At 73.9% G+C, this 17,987-nt stretch carries 16 protein-coding genes; 7 read left to right on the top strand and 9 right to left on the bottom strand.

All coding sequences use genetic code 11. The annotated features are described in order from the left end of the window. The first annotated feature begins 68 nt into the window (after positions 1-68). The 3 genes from AC067U_RS21825 to AC067U_RS21815 all read left to right on the top strand — a co-directional run bounded on the left by AC067U_RS21825 (position 69) and on the right by AC067U_RS21815 (position 2,831). Complete coding sequence (locus AC067U_RS21825) at positions 69-959, top strand: class II aldolase/adducin family protein (protein ID WP_478831638.1); 891 nt, start codon at positions 69-71, stop codon at positions 957-959. Between the two features lie 102 nt (positions 960-1,061). Further along, positions 1,062-2,327, top strand: coding sequence for a hypothetical protein (locus tag AC067U_RS21820; protein ID WP_478831414.1), 1,266 nt, complete (start codon positions 1,062-1,064; stop codon positions 2,325-2,327). Positions 2,328-2,351: 24 nt separating this feature from the next. Beyond that, positions 2,352-2,831: a DoxX family protein gene (locus tag AC067U_RS21815; RefSeq protein WP_478831413.1), complete on the top strand. Its 480-nt coding sequence runs from the start codon at positions 2,352-2,354 to the stop codon at positions 2,829-2,831. On the opposite strand, the gene AC067U_RS21810 is transcribed toward AC067U_RS21815, so the two are convergent. Together AC067U_RS21810 and AC067U_RS21805 are read right to left on the bottom strand one after the other, a co-directional pair. After that, positions 2,777-3,001: a hypothetical protein gene (locus tag AC067U_RS21810; RefSeq protein ID WP_478831412.1), complete on the bottom strand. Its 225-nt coding sequence runs from the start codon at positions 2,999-3,001 to the stop codon at positions 2,777-2,779. The two genes, AC067U_RS21815 and AC067U_RS21810, sit on opposite strands and share 55 nt — an antisense overlap. After that, on the bottom strand, positions 2,988-4,298 hold the full coding sequence (locus tag AC067U_RS21805; RefSeq protein WP_478831411.1) for a PspC domain-containing protein: 1,311 nt from the start codon (positions 4,296-4,298) through the stop codon (positions 2,988-2,990). The genes AC067U_RS21810 and AC067U_RS21805 overlap by 14 nt, the downstream gene beginning before the upstream one ends. A gap of 141 nt (positions 4,299-4,439) precedes the next feature. Between AC067U_RS21805 and AC067U_RS21800 the strand changes: the two genes are divergently transcribed. Then, on the top strand, positions 4,440-5,738 hold the full coding sequence (locus tag AC067U_RS21800; RefSeq protein WP_478831410.1) for an ATP-binding protein: 1,299 nt from the start codon (positions 4,440-4,442) through the stop codon (positions 5,736-5,738). A 13-nt stretch (positions 5,739-5,751) separates the two neighbouring features. Continuing rightward, on the top strand, positions 5,752-6,435 hold the full coding sequence (locus AC067U_RS21795; protein WP_478831409.1) for a LuxR C-terminal-related transcriptional regulator: 684 nt from the start codon (positions 5,752-5,754) through the stop codon (positions 6,433-6,435). Positions 6,436-6,493: 58 nt separating this feature from the next. On the opposite strand, the gene AC067U_RS21790 is transcribed toward AC067U_RS21795, so the two are convergent. The 3 genes from AC067U_RS21790 to AC067U_RS21780 form a co-directional block, all read right to left on the bottom strand. Further along, complete coding sequence (locus AC067U_RS21790) at positions 6,494-7,081, bottom strand: hypothetical protein (RefSeq protein WP_478831408.1); 588 nt, start codon at positions 7,079-7,081, stop codon at positions 6,494-6,496. A 56-nt stretch (positions 7,082-7,137) separates the two neighbouring features. Beyond that, entirely contained in the window at positions 7,138-8,235 is a 1,098-nt protein-coding gene (locus AC067U_RS21785; RefSeq protein WP_478831407.1) for a C40 family peptidase, read from the bottom strand. A gap of 118 nt (positions 8,236-8,353) precedes the next feature. Next, positions 8,354-8,707 (bottom strand): hypothetical protein, encoded by a 354-nt coding sequence (locus AC067U_RS21780; RefSeq protein WP_478831406.1) that lies wholly within the window; start codon positions 8,705-8,707, stop codon positions 8,354-8,356. Positions 8,708-8,847: 140 nt separating this feature from the next. Here AC067U_RS21780 and pcrA point away from each other — a divergent pair, with 140 nt between their 5' ends. Further along, the gene (pcrA, locus tag AC067U_RS21775) at positions 8,848-11,337 is read left to right on the top strand and encodes a DNA helicase PcrA (protein WP_478831405.1); all 2,490 of its coding nucleotides are present in this window, start codon (positions 8,848-8,850) and stop codon (positions 11,335-11,337) included. Positions 11,338-11,434: 97 nt separating this feature from the next. On the opposite strand, the gene AC067U_RS21770 is transcribed toward pcrA, so the two are convergent. Both AC067U_RS21770 and AC067U_RS21765 read right to left on the bottom strand, forming a co-directional pair. After that, positions 11,435-13,105, bottom strand: coding sequence for a M23 family metallopeptidase (locus tag AC067U_RS21770; RefSeq protein WP_478831404.1), 1,671 nt, complete (start codon positions 13,103-13,105; stop codon positions 11,435-11,437). Between the two features lie 222 nt (positions 13,106-13,327). After that, the gene (locus AC067U_RS21765; protein WP_478831403.1) at positions 13,328-14,128 is read right to left on the bottom strand and encodes an esterase/lipase family protein; all 801 of its coding nucleotides are present in this window, start codon (positions 14,126-14,128) and stop codon (positions 13,328-13,330) included. Between the two features lie 197 nt (positions 14,129-14,325). Here AC067U_RS21765 and AC067U_RS21760 point away from each other — a divergent pair, with 197 nt between their 5' ends. Then, positions 14,326-14,733 carry a cobalamin B12-binding domain-containing protein gene (locus AC067U_RS21760; protein ID WP_478831402.1) on the top strand — a complete coding sequence of 136 codons (408 nt, stop codon included), beginning with the start codon at positions 14,326-14,328 and terminating at the stop codon, positions 14,731-14,733. Between the two features lie 48 nt (positions 14,734-14,781). Here AC067U_RS21760 and AC067U_RS21755 read toward each other — a convergent pair whose 3' ends face one another. Both AC067U_RS21755 and AC067U_RS21750 read right to left on the bottom strand, forming a co-directional pair. Next, positions 14,782-16,338, bottom strand: a complete 1,557-nt coding sequence (locus AC067U_RS21755) for a DUF5691 domain-containing protein (protein WP_478831637.1) — start codon at positions 16,336-16,338, stop codon at positions 14,782-14,784. Between the two features lie 221 nt (positions 16,339-16,559). Next, a complete protein-coding gene (locus AC067U_RS21750) occupies positions 16,560-17,897 on the bottom strand; it encodes an SWIM zinc finger family protein (RefSeq protein WP_478831401.1) in 1,338 nt (445 codons plus the stop codon). Positions 17,898-17,987 lie beyond the last annotated feature (90 nt).

The following is a 17,987-nucleotide window of genomic DNA, read 5'->3' as shown; positions in this document are numbered from 1 at the left end:
CCTCCCGCGCCGCCGCACGCACCGCGGAAGCCGCCGTCCCCTCGCGGGGCGGCGGCTTCGCCGTTCCTCTGGTCACTTGCGCCCCCCGCCGGTACCTTGCGCGGGCCACGCCGACCGAGGAGGGGACCATGCCCGACCAGCCCGAGCCGGTGCCCGAGGAGCGACTGGCCTTCGACCTGCCGCCCGTGTCCGGCACCCCCGCCGAGGAGCGCGAGCACCGCAGGCGGAGGCTCGCCGGGGCGCTGCGCGTGTTCGGGCGGCTCGGGTACGAGGACGGGGTCGAAGGGCACATCACCGCCCGCGACCCGGAGTACGAGGACTGCTACTGGGTCAACCCCTTCGGGCGGGCCTTCGCCACGCTGACCGCCGACGACCTGCTGCTCGTGGACGGGGACGGCCGGGTGCTGCGGGGCGGGCGGCGGGTCAACCAGGCCGCCTTCGCCGCGCACGCGGCCGTGCACCGGGCCCGGCCCGAGGTGGTGGCCGTGGCCCACGCCCCCACCCCGTACGGCCGGGCGCTCGCCGCCCTCGGCGAGCTCCTCGCCCCCATCGGCCCGGAGTCCTGCGCCTTCTACGAGGACCACGCCCTGCTCGACCAGTACACGCACCTGGCCGGCGACCCCGAGGAGTGCCGCCGGATCGCGTTCGCGCTCGGCCCCCGCAAGGCCCTGATCCTCCGCAACCGCGGACTGCTCACCGTCGGCACCTCGGTGGACGCGGCCGCCTGGTGGACGCTGGCCATGGACCGGGCCGCCCGGGTGCAGCTGCTCGCGCGCGCGGCGGGGAAGCCGGTGCTCATCGACCACCGCAGCGCGGTCGCCGGCCGCGAGCGGTTCGGCACCGACCTGGCGGCCTGGGTGAGCTTCCAGCCGCTCCGCCGACCGGACGGCACGGACGTCCCGGACGACGCGCAGGACACGCGGGACAAGCGCGACACGCCGAGGGCGTCAACATCATGAACGGTTAATCACCTGCTCTGACATCGTGCGCAATCCGGAGCACTGCCGCAGTGGTGCACAATTCGCAGGCACTGCACCGTAGTTCAGAGAGGCGGCACGTTCGTGGCTGTCCAAGAGATCCACCGAACCACCCACGGCGGCGGCTGCACCTGCGACGACTGCCCGCACGGAGCGCGCGAGGGACACCGCCGCGCGGTCGAGGCCTTCCTGGAGAAGCGGGACGGGTTCGCCGCCGGCCAGGGCCTGCCCGCCGCCGTGGCCCGCTCGGCCGGCGCCTCCCGCCAGTGGGTCTCCGACGAGCTGACGCTGTCCGCCCGTACGGTCGCCGACCGGGGCCGTGAGGCCGGGCACTCCTGGCTGTACCTGCTGTCCCGGCGGGCCGTGCTCGCCGTGTGGATCGCCGCCGGGGTGCTGCTGCTGGTGCAGGTGGGCACCGCGCTGGGCACCGGCTGGTCCACCGCCCGCACCGCCGGGCTGCTGGCCGCGCTGGTGCTGGCCGCGCTGCTGACCGTCGCGGCCCGCGCCCAGACCCTGCGCGGCGGGCTGATCGCCCCGCTGGTCGGCGAGGACAACCGGCTGTCCACCTCCAAGACGGTGCCCTGCGCCTGGCTGCTGCTGATCGCGTTCGCCGCGCTGCTGCCCGCGCTCCGGCTGGCCGCCTCCGGGCCCGGTGCGGAACGGGCCGCCCTGGCCGAGGGCCTGGGCCTGTGGCGGGCCCTGCCGCTGCTGGCCGTGCTGGCGCTGACCTCGGGCGTGGCCGTGCTGGTGCGCCGGGTGGTGTCGTTGCGGATCATGCGGCAGCGGCTGCAGAAGCTGCCCGCCGACCGGCCGCGCGGGGTGGACCTGCTGACCGACGACGCGGGCCGGGGCAGCCTGCCCGACGCGCAGTACGTGCTGGTCTCCACCGTGGTGCTGGCCTACGCGGCCGTGTCACTGGCCCGGTTCCCCGACCGGCTGCCCCGGCTGCCGTGGGCGCTGGCCCTGCTGGTGGCCCTGTCGGCCACGGTGTACCTGGCCGCGAAGTACGCCGAGGGCAACCGCCCCCTCATCCTGTCGGTGGTACGGACGCGGGAGCCGGGGGACCTGGACGGCGCGGTGCGCACCGGCGACGACATCGAGATCCGGGGCGTGGGCTTCGTGCCGCCCGGCGCGCAGACCCCCGAGATGCTGGCCCGGCTGGTGGTGCGGATCGGCGCCGTCCACGTGCACGTACCGCTGGTGCCGGTCGCGGGCGGCTTCAGCAACCCCGCCGACACGGTGCTCATCGTGCCGGTGCCGGCCGAGGTGGAACCGGGCAGCACCCCGGTGCAGGTGGTCACCGCGGCCGGGGTGGAGTCCAACTGCTGCGTCATCGAGATCGCCGAATGACCGGCCCCGGGGTATGCATGGGGTGTGATCCCCACTGACCTCAGGGAGCGGGCCGCCCGCCACGCACTGCTGCCCCTGCGCCTCTTCCTCGGCGTCACCTTCGTCTACGCGGGCCTGGACAAGCTGACCGATCCCGCGTTCCTGTCCGACTCCGGGACCGGGTCGATCGGCGACCTGATGCGCGGGGTGCGGGACACCTCGGCGGTGCCGGGGCTGGTGGACCTGGCCCTGAAGTCCCCGGTCGGCTTCGCCGTGGTGCTGGCGATCGGGGAGCTCCTGGTCGGACTGGGCACGCTGGCCGGGCTGCTGGCCCGGATCGCGGCCCTCGGCGGGGCGCTGATCTCGCTCAGCCTGTGGCTCACGGTGAGCTGGCAGGTCACCCCGTACTACTACGGCAACGACCTGATCTACCTGATGGCGTGGCTGCCCCTGGTGCTGGCCGGAGCGGGCTACCCGTCGCTGGACGAGCTGATCCGGTCCCGCCGGTCCCGCCGTACCGCGTAGGTGACCAGGCCCAGCAGGGCCGCCAGGGACAGCCCGCCCATGGTCATGGGTACCACCACCCACCAGGCGAGGTCGGCCTCCCCGGTCGCGTCGAGCAGGTAGAGCAGGCCGGCGGTGAGCAGGACCAGGCCCGCGACCATCCGCCCCGGCTGGAACTCATGACGTCGCACGGGCCACCTCCACCTGTCCCACACCCGCGGTCAGGTGCAGCTCGATCGTTCCGCCGGCCTCGGTGCCGGGGGCCGGCGGCAGGGTCGCCGTCCGGTGCTGGTCGCGCACTCCCTCGATGCGGTCGGCGCGGTCGCCGGGCAGCTGCACGTCGCCGACCCGGACCGTGACGTCCGCCTCGGCGGTGACCTCGCGGGGCAGGATCACCTTGAGCCGGCCCGCCTTGATGGAGGCGTTCACGCCGAGGGTGGTGCCCTTGGCCACGTCCAGCCGGCTCAGGTCCAGGGTGGCCAGGCCGGTGCCCGCCGCGTACGAGGGCTGCACCTGGGCCACGGCCGCGGGCCGCCAGTCGACCCTCCGGAAATCGGTGCCGATGTCCCGGGGGAGGGCGGCGGACGCACCGAGCAGCGCCGCGGTCACCAGGGCCATCAGGACGGTGCCCAGGCCGGTGCGGCCGAACAGCGAGCTCACCAGCAGACCGAGGCCGAACACCGCGAGCGCGCAGGCCAGCCCGAACTGCAGGGCGTGGCCGAGCGGTTCGCCCTGCCAGTTCGCCGCGGTGCCCGCGACGCCCGCGATCAGCGCCGCGCCGAACACGTGCCCGGCGAGGCGGGTGCGCGGTCCCCGCCGCATCCGGCCCGGGCCCTCGCCCCGTGGGCCGTGCGGGCCGCCCGAACCCGGCGGCGGCGCGTCGGCGGGCTCCCCCGCGTCCGGCCCCCACAGGTAGCCGGTGCCCGGGGCCCCGGTCTTCACCAGCGGGTCCCGCCACCAGGAGGGACCGCCCGGGACGGGTGGCGCCTGCGCTTCCGGCGGGACGTCGACCCGCGGCCGGTCCCCGGCCGGCTCCGCCTCGGAGGTGCCCGGGGCGGGAGCCTGCCGGCGGCGCTGCGACCAGTGCGCGGCGCCCGCGACCGCCAGGATGACCAGCACCGAGAAGCCGCCGATGCCGCCGTTGTCCAGCATCGTCAGGAACAGCGCGCAGCCGACCAGGGCGGCCAGCACGGCCGCCAGGGTGCCGGCCTCGATCCGGCCGGTGAGCAGCTTCTTCGCCTCGCTGTCCTCGTCGCCCTCCATGGGCACGAACAGCCAGGCGAAGCCGTAGAAGACCAGGCCCAGGCCGCCGGTGAGGGCGAGCACGCCGAGCACGATCCGGAAGATCACCGGGTCGAGGTCGAAGTGCCGGCCCAGGCCGCCGCAGACGCCCGCCAGCACCTTGTCGCGCTTGGCGCGGCGCAGCGGCGGGCGGTCGGCGGCCGGGTCCCGGTCCGTCGGCGGGGAGTCCTGGGCGGCTGGGTTCATGCGTCCATGGTGACGGGCCCTCCGGGGGCCCGGTATCCGGCCCTACCCTGGCAGAACCCTGAGAATCCCCCGAGGGGGAGCCCGCCAAAACCGGGGGCTTACCCGATGTGCCGCGGGCCGTGCGCGTGTGACGATCGGGGCATGCCAGCAGTCGCCGCACCACCCGGAACCCCGCACGCCCCCGAGGAAGGGGAGCAGCCCGCGCGCAAGCTGTACCGCAGCGCCGACGGGCGGATGCTCGGCGGGGTCGCGCGCGGCCTCGCCGGGCACCTGGGGCTGCCCGTGCTGTGGGTCCGGCTGGCCTTCTTCGGCCTGTTCGTCTTCGGCGACGGGCTGGGCGTCCTGCTCTACGCCGCGTTCTGGGTGTTCGTGCCGCTCGGGGTCGGCGGCAAGCCCGCCGGCCGTTCCTTCTTCGAGACGCTGCCCGACGGCCGGCGCCGCCTGCGCACCCCGGACAAGGGACAGGTCCTCGCGCTGGTGGTGCTCGCCGCGGGCGTCGCGGCCTTCGGGGCCAAGGTGCAGGCCGGCGGCGACTCCGGCCGCTACCTGTGGCCCACACTGCTGGTCGGCGCCGGTGTGGTGCTGGTGTGGCGGCAGGCCGACAACGCCCGCCGCGCCCACTGGACGCCCGCCGGCGGGCGGAACGCCCGGCTGCTCCAGGCCGGCCGGGCCCTCGCCGGGGTCGCACTGGTCGGCGTCGGCCTGACCGTCTTCATCGTCGCGCGCGGGTCCGCCGCCCAGCTGGGCAACGTACTGACCGCGGCCCTCGCCGTCCTCGTCGGCATCGCGCTGCTCGCCGGACCGTGGCTGATCCGGATGACCCAGGACCTCTCCGAGGAACGCCTGATGCGCATCCGCGCCCAGGAGCGCGCCGAGGTGGCCGCCCACGTGCACGACTCCGTCCTGCACACCCTCACCCTGATCCAGCGGAACGCGGAGGACGTGGGCGAGGTGCGCCGGCTGGCCCGGGCGCAGGAGCGGGAGCTGCGGAACTGGCTGTACAAGCCGGAGGGCACCGGCAAGGACGAGGCGGAGGAGCCGGCCACCCTGGCGGAGGCCGTGAAGAAGACGGCGGCCGCGGTCGAGGACCACCACGGGGTCCCGATCGAGGTCGTGGTCGTCGGCGACTGCCCGCTCGACGAGAAGCTGGGCGCGCAGGTGCAGGCCGCGCGCGAGGCGATGGTGAACGCGGCCAAGTACGGTGGCGAGGGTGGGCCGGTGCAGGTCTTCGCGGAGGTGGAGGGGCGGACGGTGTTCGTGTCCGTACGGGACCGGGGGCCGGGCTTCGACGTCGACGCGGTGCCCGGTGACCGGATGGGCGTACGAGAATCGATCATCGGCCGGATGCAGCGCAACGGCGGGACCGCCCGGCTGCGGTCCGCGGCGGGCGGCGGTACGGAAGTCGAGCTGGAGATGGAGAGGGCGGCGAGCGCGCAATGACCGAGGAGACGCGATGACCGAGGAGAACGGCCAGGGCCGGCACGTGCGGGTGGTGCTCGTCGACGACCACCGCATGTTCCGCACGGGCGTGCAGGCGGAGATCGGCGAGACCGCCCGGACCGGGGTCGAGGTGGTCGGGGAGGCCGCCGACGTGGACCAGGCGGTCACCGTGATCACGGCCACCCGGCCCGAGGTGGTGCTGCTGGACGTGCACCTGCCGGGCGGCGGCGGGGTCGAGGTGCTGCGGCGCTGCGCCCCGCTGATGGCGGCGGCCGAGAACCCGGTGCGGTTCCTGGCGCTGTCGGTCTCGGACGCGGCCGAGGACGTCATCGGCGTGATCCGGGGCGGGGCCCGCGGTTACGTCACCAAGACGATCACCGGCACGGACCTGGTCGACTCGGTCTTCCGGGTGCAGGACGGGGACGCGGTGTTCTCCCCGCGGCTGGCCGGGTTCGTGCTGGACGCGTTCGCGTCCACGGACGCCCCGCCGGTGGACGAGGACCTGGACCGGCTGACCCAGCGCGAGCGGGAGGTGCTGCGGCTGATCGCGCGCGGGTACGCGTACAAGGAGATCGCCAAGCAGCTGTTCATCTCCGTGAAGACGGTCGAGTCGCACGTCTCGGCGGTGCTGCGCAAGCTCCAGCTCTCCAACCGGCACGAGCTGACGAGGTGGGCCACGGCCCGGCGCCTGGTGTGAGTCGTCCCGCGGCCCGGCGGCACCGCGGCCCGGCGGTTGACCGGGCCGCGGGCCCCGGTCAGTCGCGGGTGAGGGTCCCGTTGTCCGGGAAGCCGCGCATGGTCAGCTTCGCGGTGCGGTCGTCGGTCCGGCGCAGCGTCACCCGGCTGGTGTCGGAACAGCCTGCGCCCTGCCGTTTCTGGACGACGATGTCATCAGCGACGATCACCCGGTCCTGGGGCGTGTCCGATATCAGCACCCAGTTGGACTTGCAGTGCAGCGTCACGTACTCGGCCTTGCCGATGATCTCCTCGACGCGGCCCCCCGACAGGGTCAGGACCATCGTGTAATCCCCGTTCGGGCTGTCGATCGTGCCGCGCCAGGTGCCCTTCCAGGCGGCGTCCATGGCGGGCGGGGCCGTCGGAGTGGGTGTCGGTGTCGCAGTCGGCGTCGTGGTGGCCGTGACGGTGATGGTGGCGGTGGGTGCCGGGCTGCCCCCGGCGTCGCCGTCCGATCCGGTGGCGAGGCCGGTGACGGTCGCGGCGGCGGCCGCGCCGACGAGCAGGCCGACGACCAGCCAGATCCATCCGGGCGGGCTTTTGGCGGGTGCGGGTGCGGGTGCGGGCTCGGGCTCGGAGGCCGGTTCGGGCAACGCGGGTGTGGACATGGTCGGTTCCCCCCTGGAGACAGGGCAGGGAATCTACCCGCCGCGCCCGTGCGCGGCTACGCGGGACGGGCGGCGCCCGCCCAGGGCATGGAGTCGACCGGGGCGACCCGGACCGTGGAGCCGGGCCGGGGGGCGTGGATCATCTGCCCGTTGCCGATGTAGAGCCCCACGTGGGTGACGCCGGGATAGAAGAAGACCAGGTCGCCGGGGGCCAGCTGGCTCTTCGTGATCCGCCGGCCGGCGTTGATCTGGGTGTACGTCGTGCGGGGCAGCGAGACCCCGGCCGAGCGCCAGGCGGCCTGGGTGAGGCCCGAGCAGTCGAAGGAGCCGGGGCCCGTCGACCCCCAGACGTACGGCTTGCCGATCGCCCCGTACGCGAAGGAGACGGCCCGGGCCGCTCGGGAAGCGTCGGCGGCCGGGACGGGCCGGGCGGCCGGGGCGGACGCGGTGGTCTTCGCCGAGCCGCTGCCGGGGCCGCTGCCGGGGCCCTGCGGTGCGGCGGCGGGGCCGGAGGCGGGGTCCATGGCCTCGTAGCGGGCCCGCTCCTCGGCGGTGAGCCGGTCCAGCAGGCGGCGCGCGGCCTCGAGCTTGCCCTCGACGGTCCGCTTGTGGCGGGCGAGCTCGGCCTGCTGCCCGCGGAGCTCGGCGAGGCGGCCCGCGGCCTCGGTGCGGAGCCGGCCGACCTCGTCGAGCCGGCTGCGCACGGTGGCGAGGTCCGCGGCGCTGCGGTCCCCGGCCCGGTCCAGCAGGGCCGCACGCTCCAGGTACTCCTGCGGGTCGTCGGAGAGGGCCAGCTGCACGGCAGGGCCGAGGGCGCCGCTGCGGTACTGGGAGGCGGCGAGCGAGCCGAGGGCGTTGCGGGCGGTGTTCAGCCGGTCGGTCGTCCGGGCGGTCCGGTCGCGCAGCTCGTCGAGGGACCGCTGGGCCCGGTCGGCCTTCTCCTTCGCCCCGTTGTACTGCTCGGCCGCGGCCTCGGCCTCCTCGTAGAGCCGGTCCACCCGCTCCTTGACCTGGGCCGGGGTGGGCCGGGGCTCCGCTGCCGAGGAACCTTCGAACGCGGTCGCGGTGGCAGCGCCCGCCAGGGCGAGGGTGGCGGCCTTCCGGACGGTGCCGCCGGAGAGCGGGCGCTGCCTGGGCTTTCGATGACTGGCCACGTCACGCGTCCTTCCGTCGTCCCGTTCGTCTTGGGGGAGGACGCTAAACCCGTAGGTAACGGGCAGATGACGAGATGACCCGAAGTGACCGGATGTGATTGATCAGGGATGCGATTGATCAGGTCCAGAGAACGGCGATGAAGATATTGGCGATGGTCAGTCCGCCGACCGCACCGAACAGTCCCTTGTCCACCTGCTCCTCGTCCCGCTTCACGTAGACGAGCGCGAGGATCACGAACAGGACGGCCAGCTTCACGCCGATCTTGATGTTGTTGACGGGGTTGCCGTCCATCTCGTTGAAGCCGACCAGTAGTACGCCGGTCACCAGCATGGTCAGCGCGCCGTGCAGCATCGCGGGTGAGAAGCGGGCGGTGCCCGCGCCCATCGCCTTCATCTGGGTCAGGAAGCCGCCGAGCAGCGCGGCGATGCCGATGATGTGGAGGCCGACGAAGGCGTTGGTGAGTACGTCCATGCGCCCGAGCGTACGGGGGCCCCTTCCGGGCCCGGGAGGCGGTCCGGTTCAGGCGGTCCGGCTCCCTGCGCACCGTCCTCGTGCCCGATTTTTCGGCGCGGGAACCGGCTGTCGGCCCGGAGCCCTAAACTCGTAAAGCGATGAGCAGCCTCTTTGACGACAGCTTCCTGGCGGACCTCACTCCCTCCGATGAGGAGCCGCCCCCGCCGCCCGAGGACTACGCGTCCGCCCCGGAGGCGGGCGCGGACGACCTCTTCGAGGGCCACTTCGACGCGCCCATGAGCGGTGACCGGTACTACCGGGACGGCTCGGAGAAGCCGGTCATCGACCCGGCCACGCTGCTGGACGGGCTCAACGAACAGCAGCGCGCCGCCGTGGTGCACGCCGGTGCCCCGCTGCTCATCGTGGCCGGTGCCGGCTCCGGCAAGACCCGGGTGCTCACCCACCGCATCGGGCACCTGCTGGCCGCCCGCAACGTCCACCCCGGCCAGATCCTGGCGATCACCTTCACCAACAAGGCCGCCGGCGAGATGAAGGAGCGCGTCGAGGGCCTGGTCGGCCCCCGCGCCGGCGCCATGTGGGTGTCCACCTTCCACAGCGCCTGCGTGCGCATCCTGCGCCGCGAGTCCAAGAGGCTCGGTTTCACCTCGTCCTTCTCGATCTACGACGCGGCCGACTCCAAGCGTCTGATGGCCCTGGTCTGCCGCGACCTGGACCTGGACCCGAAGCGGTTCCCGCCGAAGTCCTTCAGCGCCAAGATCTCCAACCTGAAGAACGAGCTGATCGACGCCGAGGCCTTCGCCGACCAGGCCGCCGACGGCTTCGAGAAGACGCTCGCCCAGGCGTACGGGATGTACCAGTCGCGCCTGCGCGAGGCCAACGCGCTCGACTTCGACGACATCATCATGACCACGGTGCACCTGCTCCAGGCGTTCCCGGACGTCGCCGAGCACTACCGGCGCCGCTTCCGGCACGTGCTGGTGGACGAGTACCAGGACACCAACCACGCCCAGTACACGCTGGTGCGCGAGCTGGTCGGGGCGGGCTACCCGGACCTCCCGCCGGCCGAGCTGTGCGTCGTCGGTGACGCCGACCAGTCGATCTACGCCTTCCGCGGCGCGACCATCCGCAACATCCTCCAGTTCGAGGAGGACTACGCGGACGCGACCACGATCCTGCTGGAGCAGAACTACCGCTCCACCCAGACGATCCTCTCCGCGGCCAACGCGGTCATCGAGCGCAACGAGAACCGCCGCGCCAAGAACCTGTGGACGGACGCCGGCACGGGCGTCGGCATCACCGGCTACGTCGCCGACACCGAGCACGACGAGGCGCAGTTCGTCGCCGACGAGATCGACCGCCTCACCGACGCGGGCGACGCGAAGGCGGGCGACGTCGCCGTCTTCTACCGGACCAACGCCCAGTCCCGCGTCTTCGAAGAGATCTTCATCCGGGTCGGCCTGCCCTACAAGGTCGTCGGCGGCGTCCGCTTCTACGAGCGCAAGGAGGTCCGGGACGTCCTGGCCTACCTGCGCGTGCTGGCCAACCCCGAGGACAACGTCCCGCTGCGCCGCATCCTCAACGTGCCCAAGCGCGGCATCGGCGAACGCGCCGAGGCGATGATCGACGCGCTGGCCTCCCGCGAGCGGATCACCTTCCCGCAGGCGCTGCGGCGGGTGGACGAGGCGTACGGGATGGCCGCCCGGTCCACCAACGCGGTCAAGCGCTTCAACGCGCTGATGGAGGAGCTGCGGACGATCGCCGAATCGGGCGCCGGCCCCGCGGTGGTCCTGGAGGCCGTCCTGGAGCGCACCGGGTACCTGGCCGAGCTCCAGGCCTCCACGGACCCGCAGGACGAGACCCGCATCGAGAACCTCCAGGAACTCGCCGCCGTGGCCCTGGAGTTCGAGCAGGCCCGTGGCGAGGACAACCCCGGCACCCTGGCCGAGTTCCTGGAGCAGGTCGCCCTCGTCGCCGACTCCGACCAGATCCCCGACGAGGACGAGGAGGGCACCGGCGTCATCACGCTGATGACCCTCCACACCGCCAAGGGCCTGGAGTTCCCGGTGGTCTTCCTGACCGGCATGGAGGACGGGGTCTTCCCGCACATGCGGGCCCTGGGCCAGACCAAGGAGCTGGAGGAGGAGCGGCGGCTCGCCTACGTCGGCATCACGCGGGCGCGCGAGCGGCTGTACCTGACCCGGTCGAGCATGCGCAGCGCCTGGGGCACCCCCTCCTACAACCCGCCCTCGCGGTTCCTGGAGGAGATCCCCGACCAGTACCTGTCGTGGAAGCGGACGGGCCCGGTGCAGAAGCCGGCCGGCCCGCTGCGCGGCAGCGCCGGTGCCGGCGGCCGGGGTGGCGGGAAGGCCACGTTCGGGACCTCGCCGGAAGCGTTCCTGTCCTCCTCGCGCGCGAAGTCCGGCCCGTCCGGCTTCGCCACGCGCCGGACGGCCGACAAGCCGGTGATCTCGCTGGCGGTGGGGGACCGGGTCACCCACGACCAGTTCGGCCTGGGCACGGTCATGGAGGTCCGGGGAGCGGGCGCGGACGCGCAGGCGACGATCGACTTCGGGGACGCCAAGCCGAAGCGGCTGCTGCTGCGTTACGCGCCGGTGGAGAAGCTCTAGCGGGGCGGACGTACGAGGAGCGGCTCCCGCCGGGAGCCGCTCTCCTGGTGTGAGCCGCTCTCTTGGCGTGAGCCGCTCTCCTGGTGTGGGAGGCCCGTCAGTTGGGGTTCAGGCCGTGCTTGCGGAGCCAGGCGGACGGGTCGATCGGTCCGCCGCCACCGGGCCGGACCTCGAAGTGGAGGTGCGGGCCGGTGGAGTTGCCCGAGTTGCCCGAATACGCGATGACGTCACCGGCCTTGACCTTGCCAGACCGGATCTTGGTGCTGCTGAGGTGGCAGTACCAGGTCTCGGTGCCGTCGGGCGAGGTCACTATGGCCATGTTGCCGTAGGCGCTGTTGTACTGGGTGCGGACGACACCGTCGGTCGCGGCCATCACCGGAGTCCCGTAGGAGACCGGGAAGTCGATGCCGGTGTGCACGGACATCCACATGCCGCCGGCCTGCCCGAACCCGGCGCTGAGGCCGTGCTGTTTGACCGGGACCGCGAACTTGGGGCGGAGGGCCTCCTTGCGGGCCGCTTCCTCCGCCGCCTTCTTGCGGGCCTCCTCCTGGGCCACCCGCAGGTCGATGCGTTCCTGGGTGCGGCTGGCGCGGTCCGCGAAGTCCCCGGCGTCCGCGCTGAGCGCGGTGAGCTGGGTGTCGAGCTTGTTGTTCACGGCGACCGGCTTGACCGAGGACGGGTCGGCGGCGGCCAGCGTGGTGACGTCCTCGGCCGGCTTCTCGCCGCCGGTCAGACCGCCCACGGAGGCGGCCGCGACGCCCGCGACGCCCATCACGCAGACGGAGGGCACGGCCACGGTCAGCAGGGCGGAACGCTTCGCCGGGGTCCGGCGGCGGTTCGCCGCGGCGGCCTTGGCGTTGCCGGCCTTGGCGTTGGCCGTCTTGGGGTTGCCCTTGGCGGTGTTCCGGGAGCCGCCCTTGCCGGCGGCACGGCGCGCGGCGCGCGGTCCGGGGTCCGGGTCGGCGTCGGACTGGCGCGGCATGGCCTGCGTCTCGGCGGCGTGCACGGCCTCGTCGAATTCGCCCGATTCACCGGCCTGGTCGGCCTCGTCGGGGGACAGCGCCGCGTCCTGCGCGTCCTGCCCGTCCAGGTCGTCCTGTTCGGGGGTGACCACCTCGAACACGGCGGTGGGCTGCGGCTGCTCGTACCCGCCGGCGTACTGCGCGGACTGGTCGGCGGAGTAGTCGGCGGAATAGTCCGCGGTTTGCGGGGCCGCGTACTCCGTGCCGTACTCGACGGCGTACTCGGCCTGGGCCTGGTAGGCGTCGGTGTTCGAGACCGTGTAGGGGTCGCTGAACCCGGTGCCGTACTGGGTGCCGTACGCGGTGCCGTACTCCGTCCCGTACTCCGTGCCGTACGTGAACTGCTGCGGCAGTTCCTCCTGTACGACGGTGTTCCAGGCGGTCGCGTCGTAGGCGCCGGTCTCCGCGGCGTAGCCGGGCATCGCCCACTGGCCGGAGGCGTCGTAGGCGTAGGCCGTCTGCTGGTAGTCGGCTGCGGCGGGGGCCGCGTACCCCCACTGGCCCGTGGTGTCACCGGGCGCGGCCTGGTTCGGGATGGCTGCGGTCCAGGCGGTGGTGTCGTAGGTGCCGGTCGCCGTGCCGTAGGGGTCGTACGAGGTGAACCCGCCGGCGTATCCACCGCTCTGATCGAAGCCCTGAGCCTGCGCTTCAAAGGTGCCGTAGCTCAGATCACCGGCGAAAGTGGTGGTGGAAAGGCCGTCGTACCCGGGATCCGGGTAGTGGCCCGACGATGGGCGGTCGTTCACCAACTTCTCTTTCGCCTCGGCGGTGGGGGGCCTGGGTGGCCGGGGCTTGATGGGACCCCGGGGGGAAGCAGTGGCGTGACTGTACCCGGCGGTTCGCGGCGACGACAATCTTCGGCGGGTTTCCACCTTTCAGGAACCGGGCATTCGGCCGCCTTTCGGTCGCGCTGAGGGAGAGCCTTGGCCTTGAGTTCGAAATTCGTTCGACTTGCAGGGGGTTCTCGTTTACGCGACCGAAGCGGTGCCGGGGAGGCCCGGAAGCCCCCGGGCGGGCCCGTCGAGGACCTGCCGGACGGCGGAGATGACCGCCGGGTGGGCCGGGAGCGCGAGATGTCCGATGCCGGTGACCTGCACGTTCACCGCGTGCAGGTCCGGGTGCTCGATACGGGCGGTGCCGGTGGGGACCATGAGCGCGTCGAACTCGCTCCAGAACGCCACGAATCGGGTCCGGCAGCCCGGTGCGGGTGCACGCAACTCCGACATCACCGGCGAGTCGGGGCGCATCTGGCGGACCATCGGGTGCACGTCCATGAAGGGGGCGACCGCGGTGCCCGAGTGCGGGGTACCCAGCGTGACCAGGGTGCGGACGCGCGCGTCGCCGCCGAGGCACTGCACGTAGTACCGCGCGACCAGCCCGCCGAGGCTGTGCCCGACCAGGTCCACCCGCTCGTGCCCGGTGCGCGCGCAGAGCTCCTCGACCCGGCGGCCCAGCCGGCGGGCGGCCGTCCGCAGGTCCCGGGTGAGCGGCGAGTAGTCGTACGTCTCCACCCGGCGCAGCCCGTGCGCTCCGAGGGAGCGCCGCGGCAGGACGAAGACCGAGCGGTTGTCCGCGAACCCGTGCAGCAGCAGGGCCGGCGGGCGCTGCCCGGGATCCGCCGACGCCGCCGGCGGTGGTTCCTCCCGCATCCCGGCGGGGTAGAGGAGCAGGTGGCCGGCGAGCACGATCAGCTCGAGCGCGGCGGCCCGGAGCGCGGCCCCCGAGACGGGGCCGGAAGCGGGAACGATCAGTGCGAGCGGCAGCCCCATCGACGCCCTCCCCCGATGACGGACGCCTTCCCCGATGCCTTGCCGGCGGCGCCACGGTGCCGTGCGGCCGGCGGCACGACGGCGCCCGCGCCCCCCGTACGGTGCTTGCTCTCTGTGATTTCCCCCTCGTGGTTGACCGCGAAACGGTGTCGTGCGGGATGCTGTACTTAACGTTCGTTCACTCAGGAGGCAGTGCGATGGGTGTGACCGGTCCGATCCGTGTGGTGGTGGCCAAGCCGGGTCTCGACGGCCATGACCGCGGGGCCAAGGTGATCGCGCGCGCTCTGCGCGACGCCGGCATGGAGGTCATCTACACGGGCCTGCACCAGACGCCCGAGCAGATCGTGGACACCGCCATCCAGGAGGACGCGGACGCGATCGGTCTGTCCATCCTCTCCGGCGCCCACAACACGCTGTTCGCGCGCGTGCTGGAACTGCTGAAGGAGCGGGACGCCGAGGACATCAAGGTGTTCGGCGGCGGGATCATCCCGGAGGACGACATCGCGCCGCTGAAGGCCAAGGGCGTCGCTGCGATCTTCACCCCGGGTGCGACCACCACCTCCATCGTGGACTGGGTCCGCGAGAACGTCCGCTCCGCGGCCTGACCCCGGCCGCCGCGCAGCGTGTACCCGCGCCCCGACCCCGCCCAGGGGTCAGGGCGCGGCCGCCAGTTCGGCCAGCATCGCCTGGCGAAGCCGCAACGTCGCGGTGAGCCGCGCGAAGGCCTCCGCCCAGTACGCAGCACCCCCCTCCCCTTCCGCGACAGGTGCGTCCGCCACTTCCAGACGGCAGGCCTCCGCAGGATCGAGGCAGCGCTCCGCCAGCCCCATCACCCCGCTGAAGCTCCACGGATAGCTGCCCGCGTCCCGCGCCGACCGCAGCGCGTCGACCACGGCCCGGCCCAGTTCCTCCGCCCACGGCACCTCGCACACCCCGAGCAGCTGGAACGCCTCTGACAAGCCGTGGGCCCGGATGAACTCCGCGACCCACGCGGCCCGTTCGGCCGGGTCCAGGGTCTCCAGCAGCCTGGCCCGCTCCGCCAGCGAGGCCGTGCCCGGCCCGGCGGCCGGCGGTGCGGCGGCCGAGCCCAGCAGAGCCCGTGACCACTCCGGATCGCGCTGCCGCACGGCCGCCCGGCACCACCCCGCGTGCAGTTCCTCCGCCCAGCCCTCGGCCACCGGCGCGGCCACGATCCCGGCCGGGTCCAGGCCGCCGAAGCGCTCCCGCCAGCACGACAGCGGAGCCGCCTCCACCAGCTGGCCCAGCCACCAGGCACGCTCACCGCGCCCCGCCGGCGGCCGCCGGACCACGCCGTCCCGCTCCATGCCGGCATCGCACTCGGCGGGCGGCACCACACCGTCCGGGCCCACACAGGCCAGGGCCCGCTCCGCCATCCGTCCAGCCAGCGCCGAGCCCGGCAGTGCCGACAGCAGCTCCGCGGCGAGCACCCGTACGTTCCGGCTGCGGTCGCCCAGCGCCTCTTCCAGGAAGGGCTCGTCCGCCTCGGACAGGCCCGGCCGCAGTGAGTCCAGGAACATCAGCCGGTCCTCGGCCCGTTCGGCGGTCCAGCCGCCCGCCAGCAACGCCCGCCCGGCCGCCGGGTCGTGCGCCCGTACCGAACCCAGCAGGGCCGCCCGTTCGGCGAACAGCCCCTCCTGCCACAGCCGTTCCACCTCGGCGGTGTCCCCGGGATCGGGCAGTCCTCCGCCGCCCGCGCCGCCGCGCAGCGCGAACCGCCAGTCCGGGTTGAGCCGGGCCAGCCAGCGGCCCCGCGGGCCCGCCAGGGCCAGCGCCTGCGGGCGCAGGTCCGTCCGTGCCCGGGCGGCGTCCAGCAGGGCCGGAAGGTGGGCCGCGGGGGCCCGGTAGCCCAGCCGGCCGGCTGCGGCCAGCCATTGGGGGAGCAGCTCGGTCAGGTCCGGCGCGGCCCCCCGGCGCCCGCCGCCCGCGCCGGCCCGGCCCGCCAGCAGCTGCGCCAGCCGGCGCCGCGCCGGTTCGGGCGGCTCGGGCCGCGGATCCTCCACCGCCGGTTCCGGCCCTGCGCCCGCCCGGGCCGGCCGGAGTCCGGCCCGGCGGCGCAGCGCCTGCACCGCGGCGGCGTCCAGCAGTGCCTCGGGCGGACCGGCCTGTCTGCGGTCGGTGCCCAGCAGCGCGGTGCCGACCAGCTCCGCCCAGTCCGCGTCGGCGAACGTGCCGCCCGTGTCCCCGTCCATGTACCGGCCCGTGTCCCCGCCCATGTCCCCGCCCGTGTCCCCGTCCATGTCCCCGCCCCCGTGTCTGCTTCTGCCCGGGCCCGCGCCCGCGCCCGCACCTGCACCTGCGTACGCGCCTCCGCCTCTGCCCGTGTCCACGGGCCCGGTGACCGCCGCCATTCGCTCCCCCTCCCTCGTCTTCCCGTCCGTCATGCGTCAGGTCGCGTGGTTGTCGTTGTGCCTCACGACAGCGATACGGGCTCACCCGTCCTCTCGTCCCAGGCGGTCAGCGGGGTGAACCCCCGGTGGCCGCACTCTCCGAACACCGTCACCGGCCCGCCCCCGGACAGGGCTGCCAGCTGCCACAGCCCCGCCCGAGGCCGCCCTCCTGAGGTCCGTACCGGCAGCGCGTCCTTGCCGTCCGCGTCCGCCAGCTGCCAGCCGAGCTCTCCGGGCACCGGCACGACCGGGCCCAGCACCACCGGCCAGGACTCCAGCCAGGGGTCCTCCCGCAGCGCCGCCCCGTACCCGTCCAGTGCGGCGGCCGCGGCCACCCCGGCGGGCGGCCGGGGCGGTGTCACCGGGGCCGCGAACCGCTCGCCGAGGTCGGCCCGCAGCCCGGCCGAGCCGGGCCGGAACCGGGCCTCCGCGTCCAGCACCAGCCCCACCGGCAGCGCCAGTCGGGGCGGCCGGCCGGGCGGTCCGTAGTCCAGCACCAGGGCGGTGCGGCCGCTCCGCAGACCGCGCAGCCATATCCGCCGCGTGGTCAGCCGGCCGTCCGCCGAGACCGAGTCGTACTGCGCGAGCACCAGCCAGTGGTCCCTGACCGCGGCCGCCCCCTCCGCGGTCGCGGTCAGGCCCACCCTCGTCCGGACCGTGGCGGCCAGCGGCTCCGGCAGCCCGGACACCCCCAGCCAGGCCCGGTCCAGCAGGTGCAGCAGCGCGCACTCCTCCAGCATCCGGCCCGGCCAGCCCGCGCCGGAGCTCGATATCGTGCCCAACTCCCTCACCCGGGCGGCCAGTCCGGGTGCCTGCGCGTCGACCATCCGGGCCGCCGTCTCCTCCCACGGCCTGTATCCCGCCTGCTCCTGTCCGGCGAGGCCGCCGCGCAGCAGGTCGGCGAGCCGCTGCTCCAGCTCGGTGACGCCGGCGCCGATCCGGGCCGCCCGCCGCCCGGCCCGCTTCCGGGCCGCCTCCGCGTCCACCGGCTTCGCGGGTTCGCAGGCCGCGGCCGCCTTCGCCGCCCGTGCCGTGAGCCACGCCGCCGCCCAGTCGGGCGCTTCGGCGGTCTCGCCCGGACCTTCCGCCGCCCACAGCAGCAGCAGTCCCAGCGCGTGCTTGCACGGGAACTTCCGGCTGGGGCAGGAGCACGAGTACGCCGGTCCGCCCAGGTCCACCACCGTCCGGTACGGCGTCCTGCCGCTGCCCTTGCACAGCCCCCACACCACACCGGAAGCGGAACCTCCGGTCTGCGACCACGGACCCGCTCCGCCCAGCTCGGCCCCCGCCTTCCGTGATGCTTCGTCAGGAGCCAGAGCCAGTACCTGTTCCGCCGTCGGGCGGACCCCCTGCCCATTCATGGGAACCACCGTAGGGAACCCCACTGACAATCGCCCTGACCTGCAACAACGGTATGAGCAAGGGGTGTTGTCAGTGCGGTGGTGCACGGT

Source organism: Streptomyces sp. NPDC043853 (assembly GCF_056436025.1).
The sequence above is the reverse complement of the archived record's forward strand: the minus strand, read 5'-3'. Positions and strand labels throughout refer to the sequence as shown.